The sequence below is a fragment of the Streptomyces sp. NPDC002602 genome (assembly GCF_042889445.1).
Lineage (GTDB): Bacteria > Actinomycetota > Actinomycetes > Streptomycetales > Streptomycetaceae > Streptomyces.
Genome location: NZ_JBIAQX010000033.1, coordinates 1 through 23,467 on the forward strand (window position 1 = coordinate 1; position 23,467 = coordinate 23,467).

Below are 23,467 nucleotides of genomic sequence, written 5' to 3' on the forward strand. Positions count from 1 at the left end.
GGTCACAGCCACCACCGTACCCGTCGAGGCGGGCGAACTCTTTTGCGAGTCGGCCGGCGAAGGACCCCCCGTCGTACTGCTCCACGGCGGCATGCTCGACCTGAACATGTGGAACGAGCAGTTCTCGTGGCTCGTGAGCCTGGGGTACCGCGTCATCCGCTACGACGCCCGCGGCCACGGGCGTTCCTCCACCGTGGCCGGGGACTACGCCAACCATGACGACCTACACTCCCTGCTTGCCCACCTCGATGTCCCGTGCGCCACGCTCGTAGGGCTTTCCCTCGGGGCGCGGACCGCAGTCGACACGGCGATGGCTCATCCGGAGTCTGTGTCGGCCCTGGTCCTTGCCTCGCCCGGGCTGAGCGGCCGGCCTTTCACCGACCCCTACGTCGCGCACCACACCGCACAGCAGATGGCCGCGATGGGCGACCCGGACAGCGGAGCGCAGCGGTTCGTGGAGCACTTTCTCCGGATGTGGGTGGACGGGCCGTACCGTGAACCGTCCCAGGTCAGCCACACACTGCGCGAGCGGATGCATGCGTCGGCGTCCGCCAACGTCGTGCGGCACGCCCGCGGGCTCGGGGCGGGGATACCGAGAGAAATCGGTGCAGCGGACCGGCTGGCCTCCATCGGCGTGCCCACCCTGGTTCTCGACGGAGAACTCGACAGCAGCGACATCTCGTCAAACGCTCAGGCCATCGCCCAAACCGTTCCCGATGCCAGGCACCAACGGTTCGCCTCGGCAGCCCATATGGTCAACCTCGAGAGCACGGCACTCTTCAACCTCGCGGTCAAATCCTTCCTCGTGTCCACGACTGACCTCAACTGAGCACCTTCACCTGTACCGGCGTGAGCACATTCGGGGGTACGCCGACGCCTGGGCCCCAGCAGGCGCGCAGGGGTCGGCTCAGGGCCGTATGGCGGGTGGATCACCAGACCGTGCCGAAGAACCGGGTCCACCAGCTGGGCTGCGCCGAGAAGTGCTCCAGCCTGCTGGGCCGTCGTAGTCGCTCTCCAGCAGTTCTTCGGGGACGCTCACGTAGCCGAGGTCGGCCAGCGCCCGTTCCACGGTGGCGAGGTCGCCGAGGTCCAGCGCCCCCTCCTCGTGGGCCTCGTCCGTGCCGAGGAAGGCCCCCCGGATTGTCTGCGCAGACCACGATCCGCGTCCCGCAGACCGTCGCGTCCGCGGGCACGTGGAAGGGCCCGTACTCGCTGGAGTCCTGGGTGTCCCGCCCGGACTCACACGAGGCACCGAAGTCTGCTTCGAGCCGGCGCACCAGCCCGCCGAACTTGAGGCCGGTCGCCGCGCGGTCGTAGTGCAGCAGCCGTTCCAGCCGCTCGGGGTCATCAAGTTCGCGCAGGAGAGCCAGCAGTTCTACCTCGTTCTTCGCCATGCGCGCATCTTGCCGCCCGTCGGGCGAGAGCGGAGAGACAGGGCCGTCCTATTCACGGCGTAGCTGTCGCTGCTGCCTGGGGCTCCGAGGGGAAGGCGATTTCTTCATCGAATGGGACGCGTGCCAGGAGACGGTGGTGGAGCCGGCCGAGCATCCGGTTGAACAGGTGCCGCAGGGCCTGCATGTGCCAGTCCCCTCCTGCCCGGCGGCGCCTGTAGTGGGAGTCCGCGCCGCTTGAACCGCTGAGGGAGGCGAAGGCCCACAGGTGGCCGACGTGGTTGCGCCGGTTGTTCTTGACGAACCGGCGTCCGACGTAGCGGCGTTTGCCGGAGGCCCGGGTGATCGGGGCCGAGCCGGCCTACGTCTTCAGCCCTCCAGCCGTGGCGAACCGGGTCCGATCGTCACCGATCTCACCCAGAATGCCGGCACCGACCTGGGGGCCGATCCCGGGGAAGCTCAGCATGATCACCGCGTCCGGATGCGAGCGAAAGGCCTCCTCGGTGGCCCGCACCAGGTCATCGACCGCCTCGCAAGCGGCACTTGGCCAGCAGCCTGCCGGTGTCATCGACGAGCGCGACGTCGTGGTGTCCCTCCGCCCAGTCGATCCCGCAGAACACGTCCATGGATCCCGCCCCTTCTCCGGTGCTGTTCTCGAAGGCGAGCACGCGGGGCCGCACGGCGCACTGATTCCAGGGCTCCAAGGCCCGCCACCTCATCAGCCGTGCGCGGCACCGCAAGGCCACACGGGCGCGCGCCGTGTGCAGAGCGCGAAGCTCGTGAGGAGAAACGCCTCACCGTCCGGCAGCTCATCCCACGAGGATCCCGAACCCGACGGGCCTGCGGGGGCAGAACGTGCAAGGACCGGCCGGCGCCCAGCGCCACCAGTCTTTTCAAAGACCTCGCACGGTCGGAGGTGTCGTAGGGGTCATCACGGCACCGACCGGACCACACACGTCCTGCCCCCGGGCTGGACAACGCCGCCCCGGGCCCATCAGAGATCCAGGACCTCTAATTACTGACGAATCAGAGGTGTCGTCCATCAGGGGGCCGGCCGGGGCGCTCAGGCCGGCTGCGCCCGGATTCCGGCGAGGCGAGAGCGTCGGCCTTGCCGATCGTGCTCCAGGTGTCCACGATCAAGGGGAAGCTTCAGGAGTAGAACTCGCCCCGGAGGCGTGACAGTTGCGCCAACGGTTCTCGCCGGGCATCACGATGCAGCAGACTCATCCGCACGGCCTTCGCGTGGACGTGTGTGTTCCCTGGTCGGACCACGTGGTCCAGACGAAGGCCGCTTCCGTGTACGACGGTTACCGAACCGAGTGACCGAGTTCGACGCACCGTTCGACGTCAGAGGTTGAAGATCAAGCTAGTTGTGCGGGTCGCCGAGCCAGTGGGTCGCGGCTTGCTGGAATGCTTCGGGGTCGGCGTGGTGGTCGGCCCACGCCACGATGCCGTCCGGACGGACGAACACTGCGGTGAGTCCGAGGTCGTTGTGCACCGATCCAGCCGCGTAGCGGACCCGGTCCTGCCAGCCCTTGGCCGCGGTCTCAAGCACGCGGTCGAGGGTGAAGTCTAGGAGCACGCCCTGGCCTCGGCGCAGCAGGTCGCCGAGGCGTGTGCCGTCGGTGAAGCGGAAGTCGGGGGCGCTGCAGCCGACGAGCGGCTGTTCGCTGCCCAGGTCGTAGCGGTTGAACAGCCCCGAGGTCTGCCGGTACACGTGGGTGACGCCGTCAGGGATGTTCATCAGGTCGAGGATGAGCTTGCGCAGGGCGGGGGCGTGGGAGCCCGGCTTCATGGTGGCGACCTGGGCGCGGGACCAGTCGAGGACGGCGGCGCCGACGGGGTGGCGTTCGTCGGTGTAGGTGTCGAGCAGGCCCTCGGGTGCGGTGCCGTGGACGGTGGCGGCAAGCTTCCAGCCGAGGTTGACGGCGTCGCCGATGCCGAGGTTGAGGCCAGGACCGCCGAGGGGTGAGTGGATGTGCGCGGCGTCACCGGCGAGCAGCACGCGGCCCATCCTGTAGCTGCTGACCTGCATCGCGCGGTCGGTGAAGCTGGAGGCCAGCTCGACGCCGGTCAGCGTCACATCGGTGTCGGAGATGCGGCGCAGGACCGCCTGGAGGTGCTCGCGGGTCAGCGGCCGGGAGCGGTCGAAGGTACCGCCGTCGAAGTCGTTCATGCCCAGGTACCCCCAGGGCGTACGCAGGTACATGCCGTTCGGTGTCAGGTTGAAGCCGAACGGCAGTTGCTCGGGGTCGGCGAAGGTGACCTTGGCGACGTAGCCGGTGAACAGCGGGTCGGTGCCGACGAAGTCGAAGCCGACGAGTTCACGCACGGCGCTGCGTCCGCCGTCGCAGCCCACCAGCCAGCGTCCCCGGTACTGCTGCCCGCCGGCGGCGGCGGTGACGCCGTCGTCGTCCTGTGTCACGGCGGTGACCGGAACGCCCCGAATGACTCTCACTCCGAGCGTGGCGGCCCGCTCGGCCAGCACCGTGGAGACGGCTTCCAGGCTCGTCATGAACCCTTCCATCGCCGGGCTGGGCAGCCTGGGCGGCAGAGCGGGCGCGTCGATGCCGGTCGCGTCCAGGCCCATGCCCGCGAAATGGGACACGTCGCGGGGCGCGGGTGCCTCGACTGCGTTGGGGTCTGCGCCGACCTCCTCGGCGTCGACGCCGGAGGCGTCCAGCATCGCGTCCAACAGGCCGCGGCGGTGGAACGTCTCGGCCGAGCCGGCGTTCAGACCCCGCATCCCGAGCGGGAGCGCCTTCAGCGGTGAGGAGATTTCCTGGTCTCGTTCAAGGACCAGGACCGAGCAGCCGGCCAGGGCCAGTTCGCCGGCCAGTAACAGGCCGACCGGGCCGCCGCCCGCGACTATGACGTCATGCATGAGAGGTTTCCCTTCAAGGAATGATCAATTGGCGGACCCGGTTGGGTGCGGCGGGTCAACGCAGGTGGGTGAGGCCGTCGAGGACGACGGCGATGCCGGTGAGGAACTGCTCGCGGTCGTCGTGCTCCCTGACCTGGCCGACGATGGCGTGCAGGAACGGGTACGTCTCGGCATCGAGGTTCTCGACGCGGGTGGCAGGAGTGGGCGACGTCCTGTTCGGGGACGTCGAAGATCCTCGCGCGTAGGCCGTGATGTCGCGCTCCCGGCGATTGCCTGGGGCGCGCTCCTCGGCCAGTGGCCGGCCGGGGTCAAGTGGAGTGGACACGAAATCTGGTGCCTTTCCTCGTGGGGTGGCCTGAAGTCCGGATGGGTTGTGTCCGCGTCGGTGCGCGCGGACGCACGGGCGTGTCGTTGGAGCGGGCTTCGCTCGTCGGCGTCACCGGCAGCAGGTGCCGGCCGGAACTCCTGAGGCGTGGGCAGAACGTACGCGGTCGCCGCGGGATCTCTCCGTGCGTTTTCCGGGCGCCCGCTCCGGAGCCAGGTGGGTCGTCATGGTGGTGCCGGGTTACTCGGCGCTGAGGCAGGGCCTGAGTGGTCATGACGGCGGGTGGCGGGGTTCAGGCCGGTGCGTTGGTGTCGTAGAAGGCGCGGGCGGCGAGGTCGATCCACTCGGGGCGTTCCCAGGAAGGCCAGCGGGTACGGGCGTTCTCGGCGATGCTGGCGGCCGTCTCGTCGGCGGTGGCGCCGCGCTCGCGCAGCCGCAGGGCCTCGTCGCGGACGTAGGTGAGGTAGTCGCGGACGTCGTGGATGAGCGAGGCGTCGGTGACCTCGCCGTGGCCGGGAACGATGGTCTGCGGGGCGAGTGCGGCGAGTTGGTCGAGCACGCCGATCCAGCCCTCGCCGTCCACGTCGGTGTCGTGGGGCGGGAAGTACGGCGCGATCGGGAAGATGCGGGTCTCCAGGAGATCGCCGGCGAACAGCACCCGGCCGTCCACTAGGACGATCTGGTCGGAGCCGGTGTGCGCGGGACCGACCTCACGCAGCAGCACGGTACGTCCTCCGAGGTCGATCTCGGCCTCGCCCTCGTAGACCAGATCGGGGTCGACCAGTTCGACTCCTTCGAGTTCGGCGGCGACTGCGGGGCTCAGGCCCTTGAACATGCCGAGGTAGCCGGCTCCCTTGCGCCGCAGTTCGGCGCGCTGGCCGCTGTTGTAGACGATCGTGGCGGCACCCTTGAACGCCTGCGCGCCGAAGCCGTGCTCAGGATGGAAGTGGGTGAGGGTCAGGTACAGGCGGCGGTCGCCGGCCAGGCGCCGGGCCTGCTCCAGCACCAGTGCACCGTTGCGGGGGCCGATGCCGGTGTCGATGACCAGCGCGGCCTTCTCCCCGAGGACGATGCCGATGTTGGGGACCAACTCGACGCGGCGGTCCGGGATGACGAAAACGCCCTCGGACACTTCGACGGGAGATCCCGATATGACGGGCGGGGGGCTGTGCAGGACATCCGGCGCGCCGTCGGAGGCGAGAGGGGTGGGGTCGGTGGGACACATGGCACAACTCCAGATCAATCTGAACGGTGTTGAGATTTCGATCCGAGCGTAACACTCAATCAGAACACCGCTAAGATGAAGGCATGGCAAAGGAGCGATATCACCACGGGGACCTGCGCGGCGCGCTGCTCGACGCGGCGGAGACCCTCGTACGAGAGAGGGGTGCCGACGGCTGGTCACTGCGTGAGGCATCGGCACGGGTCGGTGTCAGCCCCAGCGCCGCCTACCACCACTTCGGCTCGCGTGACGCACTCGTATCCGCCCTGTCCGAGGTCGTGCTGGCCCGGCTGGGGAATCGCCTGCGCGACACCATGGACGCGGCGCCGGAGCAGGGTCCCGAACGTCTCGCCGCATGCGGGCGCGCCTATGTCACCTGGGCCGTCGAGGACCCGGCCGTCGCCCGGCTCGTCTTCCGCGGCGGCGCCACAACGGCGCAGTCCGCCATCTCACCCCACCCGCACGAAGTGCTCACCACCGAACTCGACCGTCTGACCGACACGGGCCACCTGCCCGCGGGAGCCCGTCCGGGCGCCGAATTCGTGGTCTGGGCCGCCATCCACGGCCTGGCTGTCCTGCTCATCGACGGTCTCGTACACATCGACGACCGGCAAGGCGTCGAATGCCAGACCGAACGTCTGGTCTTCGCCACCTTCAACGGCCTGGCGCGGGAAACCGCCCCCGAGCCGGACCGGCCCATGCCCAGGCCCATGCCCACCACCACGCACACACAGCGCCTCACCCGGAGCCCGGCCCCCGGCCCGGCACCACACACGCCCTCACCCTGAAGCCCCACGGGCGGCGAAGCCGAACCAGGCGCGGTGCAGGGATGACCAGGGAGTGTGGCCACCGGGGTGGGGCGGGGCTGCCAGAACGTGGCCGGCACTTTCGCGAGGCGCTCGGCGGCGTTGCCTGGGCTGAGGACCTTGCGGTGGGCGGCGGCACGTAGCCGGGCCCGTTCGTCGCTGGTCAGGGCGAGTGCGCGGCGCGAGCCGGCGGCCGGCAGGGCACCGGGGCGGGCTCGTCATCGGTGGGGACGGCACCTTGCGACATCGACCACCTGGTGTCCGGCTCGCTGCGTAAACTGTTGGCTCGTGAACCCGTCTGTGATGTCAACGTGCAACTGACGGTTTCCCGTTCGATCCGAAGGACCGAGCCGTGTCCGACCGACCTGAGATTGTCTGCATCTGCGGCTCTACCCGGTTCGTGGACGAGATGCGTGCGGCGAACCGTGACCTGACCTTCGCAGGTGTCATCGTCGTCGCGCCCGGCGAGGCAGACGAGCCGATCACCAATGCGCAGAAGATCGCGCTGGACGCCCTCCATCTGCGCAAGATCGACCTGGCTGACCGGGTTCTGGTCGTCAACCCAGGCGGGTATATCGGCGAGTCCACGAGCAGGGAGATCGCATATGCCCACGCCGCCGGAAAGCCGATCTCGTTCACCGATCCCTTCTGACCAGTGGACGCTTCGAGGCGCGCGGGCAACGAGCCTCGGTCGGCTTTGCAGCGGGCTGAGCGCGGTGTCAGGTTTGCTTGCGGCAGGCGACGTAGTCGAACCAATCCCGCTTCGCGTATGCGGTCCCATCTCGGTGACCGGCCCGACCAACCAGGCTCCTTCCCCAAGGCACAGAGGGCAGGTCGGTAGCGGGGGTTGGGGTTCTGCGGCAAGGGTTGGCTCGGACTGCCGCGCCGGAGGCGGTGTGCAGCCGCTCGGCTGCCAGGCCCGGGAGCGTGCGATGCATTCGGTCCGCCCGGCGGCCGGTCAGGGCAGCCAGACGGCCCAGCGACTCCGCGGTGAGGGCAACTTCGTGGGTGGCGGGGTGGACCTGGGCGGCGCCGGCGGGGAGCCGTTGTGGAGGGCGCCCAGCAGGAGCGGGAGTTCGACGGCGTTCGCCGACGCGGTGCGGGCGAGGTACGAGGCGGTCCTCACCCCGTGGATCACCGGCACGCGGATGGGCAGGCCGGCGGCGGTGAGCGACTTGTTCTTGCGTGCCGGGGCCGACGGGGCCGACGGGGCTGTGCGAGGTGTCATGGGACGCTTCCATATCTGCCCTGTGGACGAGGCGCGTGGCTCGTCGGACCAATGACTGACCTGCTGGTTCCGGTCGTTCGGGGTCCCGGTGAGTCGATCGTCGAGCCGTCACCACAGAAGGTGAGCCAGAACCCGTTCTGGGTCTGGCTCACCTTCTGTGGACCTGGACCGACACGGGAGGGCAAGCGCTGGACAAGGCCATGTCGGTTGCGGTGCCGACGGGATTTGAACCCGCGGACAGTTGGGGGCAGGCCCGCCCCGTCTCCGTCAGTCGCCGTGAGCGGGACCTCGCCCACGTCGATCGCAATGGGCCGCTCTGCCACGGCACCGCAGCCTGCGAGCATGCGCGCCATCCCGCTCCGGCTCGCGGTAGAGGATCGTCCTGTGTCCAGCGCAAGAGGCTGTGCGTCATGGGACAATCGTTCGCTCCCCCACTGACACCGGATGGACGCGGTGGTCGGGGACATCACCGACCGGCCGGTCTCATTGCGAAGCGGGCAGGCCGGCCGGCCTGTTCGGTTCTCCGCTGTACTTCACCAGCTCGGGGGAGGCCAGGGTGGCGCCCTGGACGAGCTCGCGCGCCTTGCGGGCCTGCTCCCTCACGCAAGCGGGCGTCGTAGCGCCTGCGCCCGTGGTCATGGCCGACTCCGCGGCCTGAAGCACTGATTTCACCTGCTGAGGGTTCATCAGGACCACGCGCTCGCTGGTCAGGCTGGACTTGTCGTCCGCGGACAGGGTGACGTGACGGTGAACGTGTAGACCTTCGGCAAGGCCGCGCCCACGAGGGTTTCGGGTCCCACGGTGAACCCGATGCGCTCGCTGTCGTGCGGCGGCACCTCGAACTTCATGGGCCGAGTCAGCGTGAAGGGGGGCGTGCGGTCGCCGGGGACCTTGATGTCGTAGCGGGCTTTGAGGACCGAGCCGCCGGCGCCGTAGCGGCAGCCGAGGTCCGTGACGGCGCTGAACTCGAACTTCGCCTCCGTCACCAGCACCTCGACCGCGGACCGGTTGCGCAAGTTGATCGAGAGCAGTGATGAGGTCCAGTCGTTCCTTGTCGGTTGCGGTTCGTCGCCCAGGCTCCAGTCCGCCGCGATGTCCTGCTCCCGTGCGACGTCCACATCGACAGTTCCAGCTTGGGCGGATCCGGCTCGGGCTTGCACCCCGGGAAGAAGCCGAGCACCAGTGCCAGGGTTGCGGTCAGGATCGCGCGTCCCTCCCACCCAAGAGACCACCCCCTGCGGCTTCTGAAGGAACGGCTTGTCCTGCTCGCCCGTCGGACCGTCGCCCTGCCGACCAGGGTCCGGGCAACGAAGTCCCAGGTCATGCTGCATGGCACCCTCGCGGACATCCATGGCAGCACACTGCTGGCCGCCCATCCCCGGGCGATCGGCCGCGGTGCCCGTGTCGTCGATGAGATGCACTGGGACGGCTTGCCCACCGGAAAGAACCGCCGGACCACCACCGGCGACATCCCCATCCAGCCGCGGCAAGAGCGGCCGCGGGGCGAGGAGGCCGGCCCGTTGCAGGCTCTGCTGAACCGGGCCGCGGCCACACGGATCGAGGTCGGGCGCCGGCCGTTGTCGGTATATGACGAGCTGACCGGGACCCGCCCCTTCACCACCCATCGAGCGACGAAGGAACCGTCTTGAGCGAGCTGACCGGCAACCGCATCCGCACCACGGCCGGCAAGCTCGGCCTGCCCCACCTCGCGGAAACTATCAACGAGTTCACGCGCCGGGCGGACGAGGCGAACTTGGGCTATCTCGACTTCCTCGACCTGGTCCTCTCCGAGGAACTGGCCGTCCGCGACGACCGTCGGTTCCGGCAGGGTCTGCGGCTCTCCCGGCTGCCGCACCACAAGACGCTCGATGAGTACGACTTCTCGTTCCAGCCCGATCTCGACCCGCGCAAGGTCAAGGACCTGGCCACCCTCTCGTTCGTCGAGGCCAAGGCGAACGCCGCACTCCTGGGCTCGCCCGGGGTGGGCAAGACGCACATCGCTGTCGCTCTGGCGGTTGCGGCCTGCCGGGCTGGCTACTCGGTCTACTTCACCAGCCTCGACGACATGGTCCGCAACCTCAAAGCCGCCGAAGCCGCCGGCCGCCTGGCCAACAAGCTCGGCACCTACCTGCGGCCGGGCGTCCTCGTCGTCGACGAAGTGGGCTACGAGATCCTCGAGCGTGGAGAAGCGAACCTGGTCTTCCAGGTCATCTAAAAGCGGTATGAAAAGGGCTCGATCATCCTGACCTCGAACAAGACCTTCAGCGAATGGGGGCAGGTGTTCGGTGATGAGGTCCTCGCCACCGCCATCCTCGACCGCCTCCTGCACCACTGCGACGTAATGTCGATCAACGGCCCCAGCTACCGCCTCAAGAACCCCTCAAGGCCATCGAGCGGGACACAGACGTCGCCTGAACGACCCCGGAGGCACTACCGCACAACCACGATGTCAGGAAGTGGCAGGTGCCAATCGCCCTGCATGCTGACGAGCAGGTCACGGGCGAGGGTCCGCACCTGGCACCATCCAGCGTCTGTCGCCAGCGCTTCCCTTGACCAGCGCCCGGCGTTTTCCCTCCCGCTCATTTCATCAAGGACCGAGTCGATCAGTCGCAGCTTGCCCATGGCGTCCTCATTCAGAGGCACTTCCTGCTGAAAGCCAGCCATCAGCCGAAAGGCGTCATCGAACTCCAAGGCCAGTTCGTCGGTCACGACCTGGTACTTGTCGATCCAGACTAGCTGATCGGCCGAGTCCGCACCGAGAAGGGCGAGCGCATCGATCAGGCGCTGCCAGCGGGCTGAAGCACTGAGGGTCCCCATGCACACATCCTCACACGGCCACGATCCGAGCCACCGACCTGGGGACGTTCATTCGTACCGTGCTGGGGCCTTCCGTTCGTACGCTGACACCTGGGGGCAGGCATGAGCGCCGGCGGGACGTCCGGCGTCGACCTGGCCCGGGTCGCGCTGCGGGCCGCGGTGGAAGCGGCCCGGAAGAACGGCAGCGGACCGAAGCCGAAGAACAAGCCGCGGGTTGTCACGACGGTGCGGCGTGACGGGCGCGAGCCGATGGGCCTGGGTGCCGCGCTCGGCGCGCTCATCACCGAGCGGGCCTGGACGCTCCCGGCCGCCGGCGCTTCCCTGCGCGAGCGGTGGGCAGCCATCGCCCCCGAACTCGCCGGGCGCGTCACCGCCGCGGCGTTCGACCCGGATTCCGGCCGGCTCACCGTGTGTCCGGAGTCGTCGGGGTGGGCGACGAGGGTGCGCCTGGAACAGCCTCGGATTATCGCGGCCGCCAACAAGGCAGCGGGCCGCAGCGTCGTGAGCTCCCTGCGGATCCTGCCGCCCGGGGCCGCACCCGTCCCTGATCCGGCCGCGCCCACCGGCCCGGCGAAGACCAGGGCGACGGCGTGCGAGGGCTACCGCCGCGCACTGGCCGCCCATCAGAAGGCCGCGCCGCCGCGCCGAGTTGATCCGGGCATCGCGCAGGCGGTCGCCCGGCAGGCACGCGTGCTGCGCGAGCTCAGCCAACGAGCCTTCCCCGACCCGGAAGAGCCTGCACACGAACAGCCGGCGCCGATCGACAGCGCCGTCCTGCAGCGGCGCCGCGAGTTCGCCGCCACCGAGACCGCCGCCCTGCACCGCGCCAGGGCCCAGCGCGCCCAGCGGAACGGGGCCGCGGTCACCCTTCCGCAGCAGTCCGCTCCGTTGCGGTCCACGGCATGACCGTGCGGCGCACAGGGTCCGAGCTGCTGCTCCCGCGACGGCGCCTGCGAGGAAAGAGTCCTCAGAGCCGGTGAGGCCGCCCTCTTCGTTGCCAAGCAGCATCACGGACCCACAGCCATCACGGCCGTGCCTCAAGGCTGTTACGGATGACATGGCCCAGACGTGATGGCCCTGTCCTCCCGAAGCTGCCGCGAAGTGACAAGTAGCTCCCTGTAATCAGGGTGACGCTCGATCAGGGTAGCGGGGCAAGGCTCAGGGACCGTCGCGGTCCGGCTTGCTGTGAAGCCGGGGCCGAACGAAATGCGCGCCAAAGGGGCAACGAGATGATCCATGACGCCATCGCAGGAACAGGACGCTACGCTCGGAAGCGGTCTACGGTGGCCGCTGTGACTTGGCAGGCTCGTTCCCACCCTATCGATATGCCGCACCGGCGCGGCGTCGTCCTGGTGACGATGTGTGTCGGCCTGTTCCTGGTTCAGCTCGATGCGACCGCTGTCAACGTGGCTCTGCCCGCAATCGGGGCGGATCTGCATGCCTCGGTGAGCGGACTGCAGTGGGTGGTCGCGGGATATCTGGTGCCGTTCGCGGCCCTGCTCCTGGCGGTGGGAACCCTGGGCGACCGATACGGACACCGTCGTGTGGTCATTGCCGGGCTGCTGCTCTTTGCCGCCGGGTCCGTCGCCTGCGCCGTCGCGCCGAATACGGGCATGCTGATCGCCGGACGAGCCGTGCAGGGCACCGGCGGGGCGGCCCTGGGCACCGGCCCCCTCGCCGTCATCACCCTCGCCTACCCGCAGGAGCGTGAACGGGCGAAGGCGATCGGAATCTGGGTCGCCGTCGGCGGGCTCGCTCTGCCCCTGGGCCCGCTCGTCGGCGGGCTGCTCGTGGCCGGCCCTGGCTGGCGGTGGGTGTTCCTCCTCAACCTGCCCATCATCGCCGCGAGCCTGGTTCCGGTCCTGACCCAAGTCCCTGCCGGCCGGGGTACTGCGGCAGCCCGCCTGGACGTCCAGGGCACTGCGCTCGGCGCCCTGACACTGACCAGCCTCATGCTGGCCCTGATCGAAGGCGGCCGCAACGGCTCGGTTTCACCACCGGCCCTGGCAGCCATCGCCGCGGCTCTTGTGTTCGGCTTGGCTTTCGGCCGGGCCGAACGCCGCCACCCGAACCCGGCGCTGCCCCCCGAACTCTTCCGCGACCGCCGCTTCTCCACCGCCAACGCCGCCGCCGCCGCGATGGCCCTTGTCCACGTCGGGACCGTCTTCCTCATCACCCTCTACCTGCAGGGAATCCAGCACCGCACGCCCCTCGCCGCGGGAGCCGCCCTCCTGCCGATGTTCCTCCCGCTGACCCTCCTGGCACCCTTCACCGGCCGTATCACCGCCCGTTACGGCCCCCGAATCCCCGCCACCACAGGCCTCATCCTCGGCGCCACCGGCACCGCGCTCCTCACGCGGGTCAACGCCGACAGCCGATACGTCCTGCTGCTGCCCGCACTCGTCCTTCTCGGCACCGGCCTCGGACTCCTGACCACCCCTCTGGTCGCAACCGCCATCGCCGCCGTCCCCCACAACCAGGCCGGGCTCGCCATCGGCATCAACAACACGGCCCGCCAGACCGGCGCCGCCATCGGCATCGCCCTCTTCGGCACACTCGCCGGCAGCACCACCGACCCGCACCGCTTCATGGCCGGACTCCACCTTGCCGGCATCACAGCCGCAACCCTCTACCTCCTGACCGCCGCTGCCACTGCCACCTTCCTTCCCCCACGCGCTCCCACCGAGCCCTTTCCAACCTGACGGCGCGCTGGGGTGATGGCGGTGTGGCCTCTACGGAACGACGAAGCTTCAGGTGGACGGACTCTCGATCAAGATCATCCGTGTCCGTCAGGGGCTTCGCGCGTTCGTCCACCCGTCCTCGATCCAGCCCCCCTACGGTTCCTGACGGGGCATCCGACAGCCCGGCGGAGGAAGATCGGCCTTTTCGCCGCCCGCCCGAGCGCCGCCGCCAGGGCCCGCGGTCAGGGACAGGCTGGTCGCGATGTGCCGGCAGATCCGCAGCGCTTCACGCCATGCCTGCCAGGGTGTTCGCAGCTGCCCGGTGCCGTCGGGGGCGTCGGATCATCCGGAAGGAGGTCATGCCTCTCGTCCTTCACTCAGCGTCCACTCACTCGCGGCGCACCGCTTGAAATCTGCGGTGGCGCACGGGCGTGCCTCGCCATAAAATTTTCTATTGCCGCACACTTTTCCTGAAGGTACAGCGCAGGCGGAGTTTATCAATGCTCCCTCGTGGCTGCACTGTCAGGGGGCGCAGCGGCTGGGAGGCTGCTATGCCTGGTTCGTTCGTCTCGCCGCGTATCGCTGAACTCGTGGGAGCTGTCGGGGGCGTGATGCCTGAATCCGATCGGGATTCCGCTGATGCGGGCGTCGCTGAGGTCTGCCGGGTCGCCGGGATGCTAGAGGGTTTCCTCCGGTATCCGGACTTGTTGACCAGTGGTCAGATGGAAGCTGATGTGCGGGCCTATCGTCAGCATGTGCTGTATACCGCACCAGGCGGTGGATTCTCGGTTGTGGCGCTGGTGTGGCTACCGGGACAGCAGACACCGATCCATGACCACGTCTCATGGTGCGTCGTGGGCACATACATGGGGGCCGAGGAAGAGACGAGGTACCGTCTCGATTCCGTCAACGGACGGACAACCCCGATGCTTGCGCCGCTTGATATCGCAACGATCCCGGCCGGTACCGTCACATACCTGATCCCCCCAGGCGACATCCACCACGTCAGAAACGCAACCTCGGGCAAGGTTATTTCCATACACATCTACGGGGCGAACATCAGCGTTCTGGGTACCAGTATCCGGAGGCGCTACGAACTCCCCGTCCGGTCATGACCTTCGATCAACCGATTGATTTCATCGTTCCTGAGGCCCTGTCTACTACTTGCTCGCGGCGACGTATGACGACTTACTCAAGGAATCTGCCGATCCTCTGTGGCAGGTCGAAGGCGTCAGCTGGATGTATCGAGAGTACTTCCCCACCATTGACAGTGCCGATGAATATCGGGGAGGCGCGCCTCAGTAGGCGGATCCGTAAGCTCTGAAAGTCAGGTGAGGGAAAGATGGACATTCATGGGACAGTTGGCGATCTGACTGTCAGGCATCAGGCCGGGCCGAGGGCTTTGCGTCGTTTGCCTGAGGGGGAACAGTCGAGGCCTTACGAGTTGTTCGGGATCGAGCCTGTGACGGGGCTGATTGGAGCCGAGGTGTCGGGGGTCGACTTGCGTGAGCCGGTCGGGCCAGCGCTGTTTGCCGAGTTGGACCGTGCTCTGCTGGAATGGAAGGTCCTGTTCTTCCGAGACCAGCACATCACCGCTGGTCAGCATCTCGACTTCGCACGCCGGTGGGGCGAGCTGGAGGTCAATCCATTCTTCCCTCATGAGGTTCCGGAGCTGGGCCGCATCGAGGCAAGTGCGCAGACCCCTGGCGGGCAGAATGTCTGGCACGCCGACGGAACATGGCGCGAGAAGCCTCTTCTGGGCGCGGTGCTGCGTGCTGTCGAGGTTCCGGAGGCTGGTGGTGACACGTGCTTCGCCGACATGGGAGCCGCCTACGACGGGCTGCCGGCGGAGGTGAAGTTTCGCATCCACGAACTGAGCGCCTTCCACGACTTCGCACCCAGCATCGGCCTGGGCATGGAAGCGGACAAGCTCGCCGAACTGCGGGTGAAGTACCCGGCCGTGGAGCATCCGGTGGTGCGGTGCCATCCCCGAACCGGTCGCAGGACTCTGTTCGTCAACCCCGGCTTCACCACGCACATCACCGGCATGGGGGCGAGGGAGAGTGAGGCTCTCCTCGGATTCCTGTTTCACCAGGCGGCCGTTCCGGAATTCCAGGTGCGCTTCCGATGGGAGGCCGACTCCATCGCGCTCTGGGACAACCAGGCCACCCAGCACTACGCGGTCAACGACTACTTTCCCCAGCACCGGCTGATGGAGCGAGTCGCGATCCTGGACGAGCACCCGAGGGCTGGGAAGTGGCCTGCGCAAGAAGCGGGTTCTGCAAGATTCCCGTAGGCGTTCATTCGGTGGAGGGCGGTCTCCTGTGTCCAGGCAGTACCTTTTGAGATGTGTGGAGTGTGGGTCCGTCTATGAAGACGACGGTTTCCTTCTGGACTGCCCCGTACCGCATCAGCCCTCCCTGCTGCGCACTGAGTACGCGGAGCAGCGCTTCTCACCCGGGCCTTCTCCCGGTCTGTTCCGGTACTGGTCGTGGCTGCCGGCGGTCAGGGGTGATCCGGTGACGGCGGCCGGTTTCACCTACCGTACTGAACGGCTGGGGCATGAGTTGGGTCTGGCCGGGCTGTGGGTGGCTTTCAGTGGCTACTGGCCTGAGCGGGGAGGTTTGCTGGAGACCTGCACGTTCAAAGACTTGCAGGCGGCGGCGGTTCTCGCCCGGCTGCCGGAAGGGAGCCCGACCCTGGTCGTGGCGTCGGCCGGAAACACCGGGGTGGCGTTCCTGAGAGCCTGCTCGCAGCGACAGGTGCCGCTCGTGCTGGTCGTGCCGGACAGCGCGCTCTCCGCGCTGGCGCGGCCCGTCCCTCAAGCCGAGTACGTACGGCTGGTGACCGTCGCCGGTGACTACGGCGACGCGATCGACCTCGCACGCGTCATCGCTGGCAGGCCGGGTTTCCAGGCGGAGGGCGGCGTCCGCAACGTGGCGCACCGCGACGGCCTGGGCACCGCGCTCCTGGCAGCAGCCGAAACCATCGGCCGGCTACCGGACTACTACGTTCAGGCGGTTGGCAGCGGGGCCGGGGCGATCGGCGCCTATGAGGCAGCGGGGCGTCTGCTGGCTGCCGGTTTCCCCGAGGCACGGAACGGCTCGCGCCGTGGCGGCCCGCGGATGCTGCTGTGCCAGAACCGGTGCTTCGCCCCGATGTTCGACGCCTGGCAGTCTGGGGCGGCGACCGCGGCAACCAAGGACGGGCCGGCCGAACGGGCCGCCATCGCCCGCGCGGCAGCACCTGAACTGACCACCCGCACACCCCCCTACGCGGTGCGCGGGGGCGTCCGGGATGCCATGCGGGACAGCGGCGGTCATTTCGCGACCGCCGACAGTGCCGAGACGGCTGCCGCCCAGCATCTCTTCCGGACCCTTGAAGGGGTGGACATCGAGGCGCCGGCCGGTGTGGCTCTGGCCTGTCTGCGCCAGGCCGCGGCGCGGGGCCGTATCGCGCGTGATGTGACGGTCCTGCTGCATGTCACCGGCGGCGGACGCCGACGATACGCCGCAGACCACCGGCTCTGTCCGGCCGAGCCAACAGTCCGCGCCGAGGGCCTGTCGTACGAGTCGGTCGCCGACATCGTCAGCGCATCCTTCGCCACCTCTGTCACCGCCTCTGTCCGAGGACCGTCATGATGCCCGGCACCGAACGCCAGGAGCTATACCGCGCGGTTCTCATGCGGGCGGCGGCACTGGCTATCCAATACCTGGAGGGACTGGACACGCGGCCCGTGAACGCGACCGCGACGGCCAAGGATCTGGCAGGGATGCTCGGGCTCCATCTGCCCGAGACCGGCTGCACTCCCGAGGAAGCGATCGATGTTCTCGCCCGGGCGGGGCGAGAGGGAACGGTCGCGAGTTCGGGTCCGCGGTGGTTTGGAATGGTCGTAGGCGGAACACTGCCTGTGGCAATCGCAGCCGACTGGCTGACCAGTGCCTGGGACAACAACGGCCGCGCGTACGCTCTGGGGCCGCTCAACGCGGTCGCCGAACTTCTGGCGGCCGAATGGCTGGTCGGCCTGCTCAATCTACCCCGAGGTACCTCGGTCGGATTCACCAGCGGCTGCACCATGGCCCACTTCACCGCCCTGGCCGCCGCACGGTACCGCCTGCTCTCCGATCGCGGATGGGACGTTGAACGAGATGGGCTCCACGCAGCACCCCCCGTGCACGTGACAGTGGGGGCCGGACGCCACGTCACCATAGACTTGGCGCTGCGCTACCTGGGATTCGGCACAGCGGCAATGACAGTCGTGCCAGAGGACGAACACGGGCGGCTGAACCCGGCAGAACTGCGGCACGCCCTGCGAGCACATCACGGTCCCAAGATCGTCTGTGCCCAGGCCGGAAACGTGAACACCGGCGCCTGCGACCAACTGGAGCAGATTTGCGACATCGCCTCCGAAGCCGACGCCTGGGTACACGTCGACGGGGCATTCGGTCTCTGGGCCGCAGCGAGCCCCAACCTCCGCCACCATCTGCACGGCCTGGAAGCAGCGGACTCCTGGGCCACCGACGCCCACAAATGGCTCAACGTCCCCTACGACTGCGGAATCGTATTCGTGGCAGACAGCCACGCCCACCAGGCCGCCATGACACACACCCCCGCCGGATACCTCTCCCATGACGGGTCAGGACCACGAGACCCATCCGACTGGGTACCCGAATTCTCACGACGCGCCAGAGCGATCCCCCTCTGGGCCACCCTGCGCACCCTGGGACGCAGCGGCTTGGCAGACCTGCTGGATCACCACTGCGCCATGGCCAGACTCTTCGCAACGCTCCTCGCCGCGGTACCCGGCATCAAAGTCCTCAACACAGTCGTCCTCGCCCAGGTGCTGGTGCGCTTCGACGACAGCGACGACGTGACACGCCGGACGGTCGCCTCCGTCCAGGCGAGTGGCACCTGCTGGCCGGCCACGACGACATGGCACGGACAGACGGCCATGAGGGTGTCCGTCGCCTCCTGGGCCACCACGGAATCGGATGTCCGCCGTTCCGCCGCCGCAATCCGGCGAGCATGGCGAGAAGCCCGCCGCCAGGCACCCGGACCACACACGATCAGGAGGCAACGCATGAACGACGACGAGGCAGTCTTCCACCCGGGAAGCCAATACTCCGGAAATGGGATGAACCTGGCACTCGACACCTGCGGCGATGCGCCCAAGCCCACCAGCGACACCATCAGATCCGTGCGCATAGGACCACTGGTGAAAGCAGTCACCTACGACGAAACAGGCCGGCACCAGGTATGGGAAACCGATACCTCCGACACGGAGGGACTCCCCCTCCTGAAGGTGATCGAGAACACCGCACAGATCATCACGGTGTACCTGCGCGATGACACCGGTGCCGAGGACGGGCGCTACAGCCTGACCATCGAGTCCTTCGCGTACGGCAAAGTCACCACTCGCTCAGGCAACCCCGCTCCCGCCTTCATCGCAACCATGCCAAAGGACGGCCCGCCCATGACCGCCGCATTCAGCGTCCGCGACGAACAGAGCGGCCAGTACGCCGCGACAGGCGCCATCCACTTCATCTGGAACCCCCACACCGAATCCGTCGACGTCGCAGACACCACCAGCCTCCCAACCAACATCTCATGCGAACCAGCCCCCACCTCGAATGCCACCTCGAACGGCTTCACCCTCCGACTGAGGTCCAAGCACCCCACCGACTGGGGATTCCGGGACTAGGCGCCCAACCAGCGAACCGAACCGAGGTGCGGCAAACTCCAGTCCCCCCACCAGCACGCACCAAGGAGACAGCCATGCCAGAACTCACACGCCCGACCAGCCCTCCGCTCCACCCTGCCGGGACAGCAGCGCCAACCAATGACCCTTGGGCCAACACCTCAATCTCCCCGCTGACCGCAACAGAACTGACCGAAGGCTGGCACGAACTCGGCATCCAGGCAGGAATGACACTGATCATGCACTCCTCCCTGTCAAGCCTCGGCTGGGTCGAAGGCGGCGCCACCACAGTGGTCGACAGCCTGCGCACCGCACTCGGCCCGTCCGGGACCCTGACCGTTCCCACCTATACCCTCAGGGTCGGCGAACAGGCACCCACCTACCGAGCCCCCCACCTCGTCGGCTTCTCCAACCCCGTGACACACGAACGTCGCGCCACCGGGCCTGTGTTCCATCCCAATATGCCGTCCGAGACGGGCGCCATTCCAGAGGCTGTTCGCGCTTTGCCCGAAAGCGTTCGCACTTCGCATCCCTGCGTATCGTTCACGGCCGTGGGCGCTCACGCCGACGCGGTGACGAGCCGGCAGACGCTCGGGTTCGCCGTCGGCCGGGACTCCCCGCTTGGTTGCCTCCACGACCTGCATGCGTACATTCTCCTCGTCGGCGTAGGACACAACCGCAATGTCTTCCTGCACTACGCTGAGTATTTCACCCCCCAGCCCCGGTTCAGACTCTGGCGATTCCCGATGGAGATCGCCGGCGAGTATGCCTGGGTCGAAGTAGTCGACATGGGCGCCGACAACAACACTCATTTCCCCACCGTCGGACGAGACTTCGAATGGGACGCGGGTATCCGGGAGGTCATGCTGGGGAACGCCCGTTGTCGCCTGATACCAGTCCAGGATTTCATACCCTTCGCTATCATGCGCCTGGCTGAACTGACGGCCGAGGACGAAAGGGTCTGGCGCGAATTCCGCGAAACAGACAACGGTGCCTGATTGGCCACCATCTGTGAGCGACTGAAGATCCCCGCCCTCGCGGAAAAGGCCTGCCAGGGCGTCGGTGGCCTTCTCGACACCTGTCAAGAAGGGCGCCGAGACCATGAACTCACCATTAAAAAGAAGTCCGTCGACCGGGCAACCGCACGACTCCGCTCACCCGTGAAACGAGCCTTCGCGCCTCGAAGTTCGGCGGGTCCTCCGCAGAGTCCGCGTCAGCCCCAACACGCTCACGCCAATGGCTAAGGCCATTCTCACTCGGAGAGGCAACGCCGAAGAGCGCAACGATATTGTGGACACACGGGCGTGACGGCTACTTCCCTGCGCAACTGACCGTTGCCGACCGGGCCTAATCTGCTAATAATGATAGTTAGGGTTGGTTAGACGTTTTCCCGCCGGGCAGGCGGGGCCTTGCTTTCGAGAGGTGGCCGACCATGCAGGTGAGCGTTGACCGAGATCGCTGTTGCAGTTCCGGCATGTGCGTCCTGAACGCCCCCGACGATTTCGAGCAGGACGACCGGGACGGCCTGGTGAGACTCCGCCGGACCGCCTTCCGGAACGAGAGGTCCGCGGACCTCAGACTGGCCGCCGAGCTCTGCCCCAGCGGCGCGATCCTCATCACCGAAGACGACGATCCCGCAGCTTAACCAGCCGTCGGTGAAGTTCCGGACACACCGCCCACATCGGGAAATCGCGACGCAAGGAGACTTACCGTGACAAGCACACCTAATGTCCCGGTCGTTCCTCTGCCGTCCTTGCATGCGGGCGCCTGCCCGTTCGACCCACCGCCCGCGTACACCGATGCGGCCGCCACCCGTGTCGCCCGGGCCGACCTGCCCGACGGCGAGTCCTGCTGGCTGGTCACCGGCTACGCCGAGGTCCGCACAGTGCTGTCCGACCGCCGCTTCAGTTCGGACGTCCGTCACCCAGGGTTGCCCATGCTGCCACCCGGCCGGAGGGAACTGATCGCCGCCAACCCCAGCTTCCTCCGGCTCGACGACCCAGAACACTCCCGGCTGCGCCGCATGATCACCGGCGACTTCCTGGTCAAGCGAGTCGAGGCGATGCGCCCCGACATCCAGCAGATCGTGGACGACACGCTCGAGCGGATGACCGCAGGCCGCACCGAGGCCGACCTCGTCGCCGACTTCGCGCTGCCCGTCCCCTCCCTGGTGATCTGCCTGCTGCTCGGCGTCCCGTACGAGGACCGGGAGCGCTTCCAGGCCCTCGGACAGGCCCTGCTTAGCAACACCGGGCCGGTGGAGGAAGTCGCCGCTGCCCAGGAGGGGCTGCAGGAGTACCTGCGCGGGCTGGCCGCCCGCAAGCGGGAGCAGCCACAGGGCGACATCCTCAGCCGGCTCGCCGCCCGGGAAGACCTCCCCCTTCGCGAGGTCGCCGCGACCGGCGTCCTGCTGCTGGTCGCCGGGCACGAATCGACCGCGAACATGATCGCGCTCTCAACCGCCCTGCTGCTCGAGCAGCCCGAGCAGGTCGCCCGGCTCGCCGATCCAGCCGCGCTGCCCGGCGCCGTGGAGGAGTTGCTGCGCCACCTGACAATCGTCCACAGCGGACTGTCCCGGGTGGCGCTGGAGGATGTCGAGCTGGGCGGCGTCGAGATCAAGGCCGGAGAGGGCGTGATCGCGCTGATCTCTACCGCGAACCGGGACGAGGAGACGTTCGGCGGCCCCGACCACCGGCCCGTCGGGAAGCTCGACCTCGACCGTGACGCCCACCGGCACCTGGCCTTCGGCTTCGGTGTCCACCAGTGCCTTGGGCAATCGCTGGCCCGCGCCGAGCTACAGATCGCCCTGGCCACTCTGTTCCAGCGGCTGCCGGGGCTGCAGCTGGCCGTGCCGCGCGACGAACTGAGTTTCTCGGATGGGCTTTTCTACGGCATGCCGTCACTGCCGGTGCACTGGTGACAACTGGGCCAAACACAGCACCCGAACGAGCCGAAGTGGGGTAATACTCGGATGACACCTCGTCTCTACCCAGGCTGTCACTCCATAGGAGGCGCTTGTGTATCCGGATGGCCGCATAGTCAGAGCGACCGCCGAACGTTTCACGCGAAGCGTGGCGCTGCGGTATGAGCAGATCTACGGGCCGGGATATCAGGGACCAGCAAGTGAGGCCGTCTTTGAACGGCTTGCCGGTTGTATGGAAATGAGCCCGGGAGTCCGAGTACTTGATGTCGGCAGCGGGCTCGGCGGCGACGCCATCCGCCTGGCCCGTAGGTACGGTGCGATTGTCACCGGACTGGATGCTGCTCCGGACATGACCCGTATCTGTCTTGAACGGCATGGGTCAACGGAGAGTGTGGGGCAGGTGGATTTTGTCACCGGTGATGTCCGCACGTCGAAACTCTTGGCACCTGGAGCCTTCAATGTGGTCTGGATGCGCGATTGCGGGATGTACCTGCCGCGTACCGACAAGCCGAACGTCTGGCAGCGTCTGCACGCCACCCTAAGGTGCGGCGGTCGGCTCCTGATCACAGACTATTGCAAGGGCTTCGGTACGGATGGTCTCGGTTTCAGTGAGCAATCTGCTTCCTGGCATCTGCTCACAGTCCCCGAGTATGTCGAAGAGCTTGAATCGGCCGGATTCTCTGATGTTCTCGCCGAGGACCGCAGCGCGGACCTCCTTGACAGCATGCGGGAAGGCAGGGACCAAATAGCAAGGTCCGGCGAATCCGATCTGCTCCATTGGTGGAACCAAAAAATCGCAAGCTGTGAACGCGGGGGGCTGAAATGGCCAGTCCTGACTGCCACTCGCAACTAAACGATGCGATCCTGCCCAGGATGAGCATCGTGCGGTACCTCCGGTCGGGCATGTAGCGGGCGTCCGGGGACGGGTCGACGACGAACGGGCGGTGTCTCTATGAGTTTGGTCTAGCTGATGGGGCGGGTTGGGATCGTAGAAGGTGCCGTTGCGGAGCATGGCGAAGAAGACGTCGTCTCGCGAGGCAGAGGAGGGCTTGGGTGTGGTGTGTGCCCTGGTTGATGTGAGGTCGGTTCGGGGCGCCCTGCCGGCATTGCTGCTGGTGGGTTTCCCCGAACCGCCTCCCGAACCCCGCGTGCCCGCCGAGCACCGGGCTCTCCACAAGTCCCCTTCGACAGCCTTGGGTTCGCTATCCCTTGGTGGACCAGGGCGAAGGAATCACCGCTCCCCGGTATCGGTAGCGCGTGGTGCGTACCTTGGCCGGTCGAACAGGGTGATGTCCTCCGTGGTTGGCCACCATCCGCCGTTGCAGTAGCGTCGGCGGAGATCCTTCCAGGTGATCCGGCGATGTTTGCGCCTGCTCCGGCGAATAGCCTGCCCCCAGACGAGCTGGCGCAGGAACTGGAACGTGGCGCTTGAAACGCCGGGCCGGAAGTAGGCGCACCAGCCTCGCAGCATCGAGTTGAGCTGACGCAACAG

Annotated in this window: 23 protein-coding genes, 1 tRNA gene and 2 pseudogenes; 15 read left to right on the top strand and 11 right to left on the bottom strand. The window is 67.5% G+C overall.

Annotated features, from left to right (window positions below; genetic code table 11):
- Nucleotides 1–829, top strand: an 829-nt coding sequence (locus ACFYW3_RS38300; RefSeq protein ID WP_389388926.1) for an alpha/beta fold hydrolase, incomplete at its 5' end; no start/stop codon positions are given.
- A gap of 617 nt (nucleotides 830–1,446) precedes the next feature.
- Here ACFYW3_RS38300 and ACFYW3_RS38305 read toward each other — a convergent pair.
- From ACFYW3_RS38305 to ACFYW3_RS38325, 5 genes and pseudogenes are all read right to left on the bottom strand, one after another.
- Nucleotides 1,447–1,932 (bottom strand): annotated as a pseudogene (locus tag ACFYW3_RS38305) (transposase); the annotation flags it as partial.
- Nucleotides 1,910–2,095 carry a hypothetical protein gene (locus tag ACFYW3_RS38310; protein WP_389388927.1) on the bottom strand — a complete coding sequence of 62 codons (186 nt, stop codon included), beginning with the start codon at nucleotides 2,093–2,095 and terminating at the stop codon, nucleotides 1,910–1,912. The gene ACFYW3_RS38310 and the pseudogene ACFYW3_RS38305, both read right to left, overlap by 23 nt.
- A gap of 662 nt (nucleotides 2,096–2,757) precedes the next feature.
- Nucleotides 2,758–4,275: an FAD-dependent monooxygenase gene (locus ACFYW3_RS38315; protein ID WP_389388928.1), complete on the bottom strand. Its 1,518-nt coding sequence runs from the start codon at nucleotides 4,273–4,275 to the stop codon at nucleotides 2,758–2,760.
- 55 nt (nucleotides 4,276–4,330) lie between these two features.
- Nucleotides 4,331–4,600: a hypothetical protein gene (locus ACFYW3_RS38320; RefSeq protein WP_389388929.1), complete on the bottom strand. Its 270-nt coding sequence runs from the start codon at nucleotides 4,598–4,600 to the stop codon at nucleotides 4,331–4,333.
- A 292-nt stretch (nucleotides 4,601–4,892) separates the two neighbouring features.
- Complete coding sequence (locus ACFYW3_RS38325) at nucleotides 4,893–5,825, bottom strand: MBL fold metallo-hydrolase (RefSeq protein ID WP_389388930.1); 933 nt, start codon at nucleotides 5,823–5,825, stop codon at nucleotides 4,893–4,895.
- An 83-nt stretch (nucleotides 5,826–5,908) separates the two neighbouring features.
- On the opposite strand from ACFYW3_RS38325, the gene ACFYW3_RS38330 reads away from it, so the two are divergent.
- Nucleotides 5,909–6,610, top strand: coding sequence for a TetR/AcrR family transcriptional regulator (locus ACFYW3_RS38330; protein WP_389388931.1), 702 nt, complete (start codon nucleotides 5,909–5,911; stop codon nucleotides 6,608–6,610).
- 370 nt (nucleotides 6,611–6,980) lie between these two features.
- The gene (locus tag ACFYW3_RS38335) at nucleotides 6,981–7,280 is read left to right on the top strand and encodes a hypothetical protein (RefSeq protein ID WP_351757423.1); all 300 of its coding nucleotides are present in this window, start codon (nucleotides 6,981–6,983) and stop codon (nucleotides 7,278–7,280) included.
- A 306-nt stretch (nucleotides 7,281–7,586) separates the two neighbouring features.
- Here the strand turns inward: ACFYW3_RS38335 and ACFYW3_RS38340 are convergent, their stop codons facing one another.
- The 4 genes from ACFYW3_RS38340 to ACFYW3_RS38355 form a co-directional block, all read right to left on the bottom strand.
- Complete coding sequence (locus tag ACFYW3_RS38340; protein ID WP_389388932.1) at nucleotides 7,587–7,856, bottom strand: hypothetical protein; 270 nt, start codon at nucleotides 7,854–7,856, stop codon at nucleotides 7,587–7,589.
- Between the two features lie 210 nt (nucleotides 7,857–8,066).
- Nucleotides 8,067–8,185 (bottom strand) — tRNA-OTHER (locus tag ACFYW3_RS38345).
- Nucleotides 8,186–8,339: 154 nt separating this feature from the next.
- Nucleotides 8,340–8,495, bottom strand: coding sequence for a hypothetical protein (locus ACFYW3_RS38350; protein WP_389388933.1), 156 nt, complete (start codon nucleotides 8,493–8,495; stop codon nucleotides 8,340–8,342).
- A 68-nt stretch (nucleotides 8,496–8,563) separates the two neighbouring features.
- Nucleotides 8,564–8,974 carry a hypothetical protein gene (locus tag ACFYW3_RS38355; RefSeq protein WP_389388934.1) on the bottom strand — a complete coding sequence of 137 codons (411 nt, stop codon included), beginning with the start codon at nucleotides 8,972–8,974 and terminating at the stop codon, nucleotides 8,564–8,566.
- A 15-nt stretch (nucleotides 8,975–8,989) separates the two neighbouring features.
- Here ACFYW3_RS38355 and ACFYW3_RS38360 point away from each other — a divergent pair, with 15 nt between their 5' ends.
- A complete protein-coding gene (locus ACFYW3_RS38360; protein ID WP_389388935.1) occupies nucleotides 8,990–9,505 on the top strand; it encodes a hypothetical protein in 516 nt (171 codons plus the stop codon).
- A pseudogene (gene istB, locus ACFYW3_RS38365) lies at nucleotides 9,502–10,271 on the top strand (IS21-like element helper ATPase IstB). Before ACFYW3_RS38360 ends, istB begins: the two are co-directional and overlap by 4 nt.
- Nucleotides 10,272–10,286: 15 nt before the next feature.
- Here the strand turns inward: istB and ACFYW3_RS38370 are convergent.
- Nucleotides 10,287–10,673, bottom strand: coding sequence for a hypothetical protein (locus ACFYW3_RS38370; RefSeq protein WP_389388936.1), 387 nt, complete (start codon nucleotides 10,671–10,673; stop codon nucleotides 10,287–10,289).
- Nucleotides 10,674–10,775: 102 nt separating this feature from the next.
- Here ACFYW3_RS38370 and ACFYW3_RS38375 point away from each other — a divergent pair, with 102 nt between their 5' ends.
- From ACFYW3_RS38375 to ACFYW3_RS38420, 10 genes are all read left to right on the top strand, one after another.
- On the top strand, nucleotides 10,776–11,579 hold the full coding sequence (locus tag ACFYW3_RS38375; RefSeq protein ID WP_389388937.1) for a DUF721 domain-containing protein: 804 nt from the start codon (nucleotides 10,776–10,778) through the stop codon (nucleotides 11,577–11,579).
- 323 nt (nucleotides 11,580–11,902) lie between these two features.
- Nucleotides 11,903–13,375 (top strand): MFS transporter, encoded by a 1,473-nt coding sequence (locus ACFYW3_RS38380; protein ID WP_389388938.1) that lies wholly within the window; start codon nucleotides 11,903–11,905, stop codon nucleotides 13,373–13,375.
- Nucleotides 13,376–13,905: 530 nt separating this feature from the next.
- Entirely contained in the window at nucleotides 13,906–14,469 is a 564-nt protein-coding gene (locus ACFYW3_RS38385; RefSeq protein WP_389388939.1) for a hypothetical protein, read from the top strand.
- Between the two features lie 227 nt (nucleotides 14,470–14,696).
- On the top strand, nucleotides 14,697–15,650 hold the full coding sequence (locus tag ACFYW3_RS38390) for a TauD/TfdA dioxygenase family protein (RefSeq protein ID WP_389388940.1): 954 nt from the start codon (nucleotides 14,697–14,699) through the stop codon (nucleotides 15,648–15,650).
- Nucleotides 15,651–15,678: 28 nt separating this feature from the next.
- Nucleotides 15,679–16,995, top strand: a complete 1,317-nt coding sequence (locus ACFYW3_RS38395) for a cysteate synthase (RefSeq protein WP_351757396.1) — start codon at nucleotides 15,679–15,681, stop codon at nucleotides 16,993–16,995.
- Nucleotides 16,992–19,055 carry an aminotransferase class V-fold PLP-dependent enzyme gene (locus ACFYW3_RS38400; RefSeq protein WP_389388941.1) on the top strand — a complete coding sequence of 688 codons (2,064 nt, stop codon included), beginning with the start codon at nucleotides 16,992–16,994 and terminating at the stop codon, nucleotides 19,053–19,055. The genes ACFYW3_RS38395 and ACFYW3_RS38400 overlap by 4 nt, the downstream gene beginning before the upstream one ends.
- A gap of 74 nt (nucleotides 19,056–19,129) precedes the next feature.
- On the top strand, nucleotides 19,130–20,050 hold the full coding sequence (locus tag ACFYW3_RS38405; RefSeq protein ID WP_351757392.1) for an AAC(3) family N-acetyltransferase: 921 nt from the start codon (nucleotides 19,130–19,132) through the stop codon (nucleotides 20,048–20,050).
- A gap of 434 nt (nucleotides 20,051–20,484) precedes the next feature.
- Nucleotides 20,485–20,697 (top strand): ferredoxin, encoded by a 213-nt coding sequence (locus ACFYW3_RS38410; protein ID WP_351757390.1) that lies wholly within the window; start codon nucleotides 20,485–20,487, stop codon nucleotides 20,695–20,697.
- 66 nt (nucleotides 20,698–20,763) lie between these two features.
- On the top strand, nucleotides 20,764–21,972 hold the full coding sequence (locus ACFYW3_RS38415; protein ID WP_389388942.1) for a cytochrome P450: 1,209 nt from the start codon (nucleotides 20,764–20,766) through the stop codon (nucleotides 21,970–21,972).
- 97 nt (nucleotides 21,973–22,069) lie between these two features.
- Nucleotides 22,070–22,828, top strand: coding sequence for a methyltransferase domain-containing protein (locus tag ACFYW3_RS38420; protein WP_351757386.1), 759 nt, complete (start codon nucleotides 22,070–22,072; stop codon nucleotides 22,826–22,828).
- A 378-nt stretch (nucleotides 22,829–23,206) separates the two neighbouring features.
- Here ACFYW3_RS38420 and ACFYW3_RS38425 read toward each other — a convergent pair whose 3' ends face one another.
- Nucleotides 23,207–23,464, bottom strand: coding sequence for a group II intron maturase-specific domain-containing protein (locus tag ACFYW3_RS38425; protein ID WP_389388943.1), 258 nt, complete (start codon nucleotides 23,462–23,464; stop codon nucleotides 23,207–23,209).
- Nucleotides 23,465–23,467: the final 3 nt, after the last annotated feature.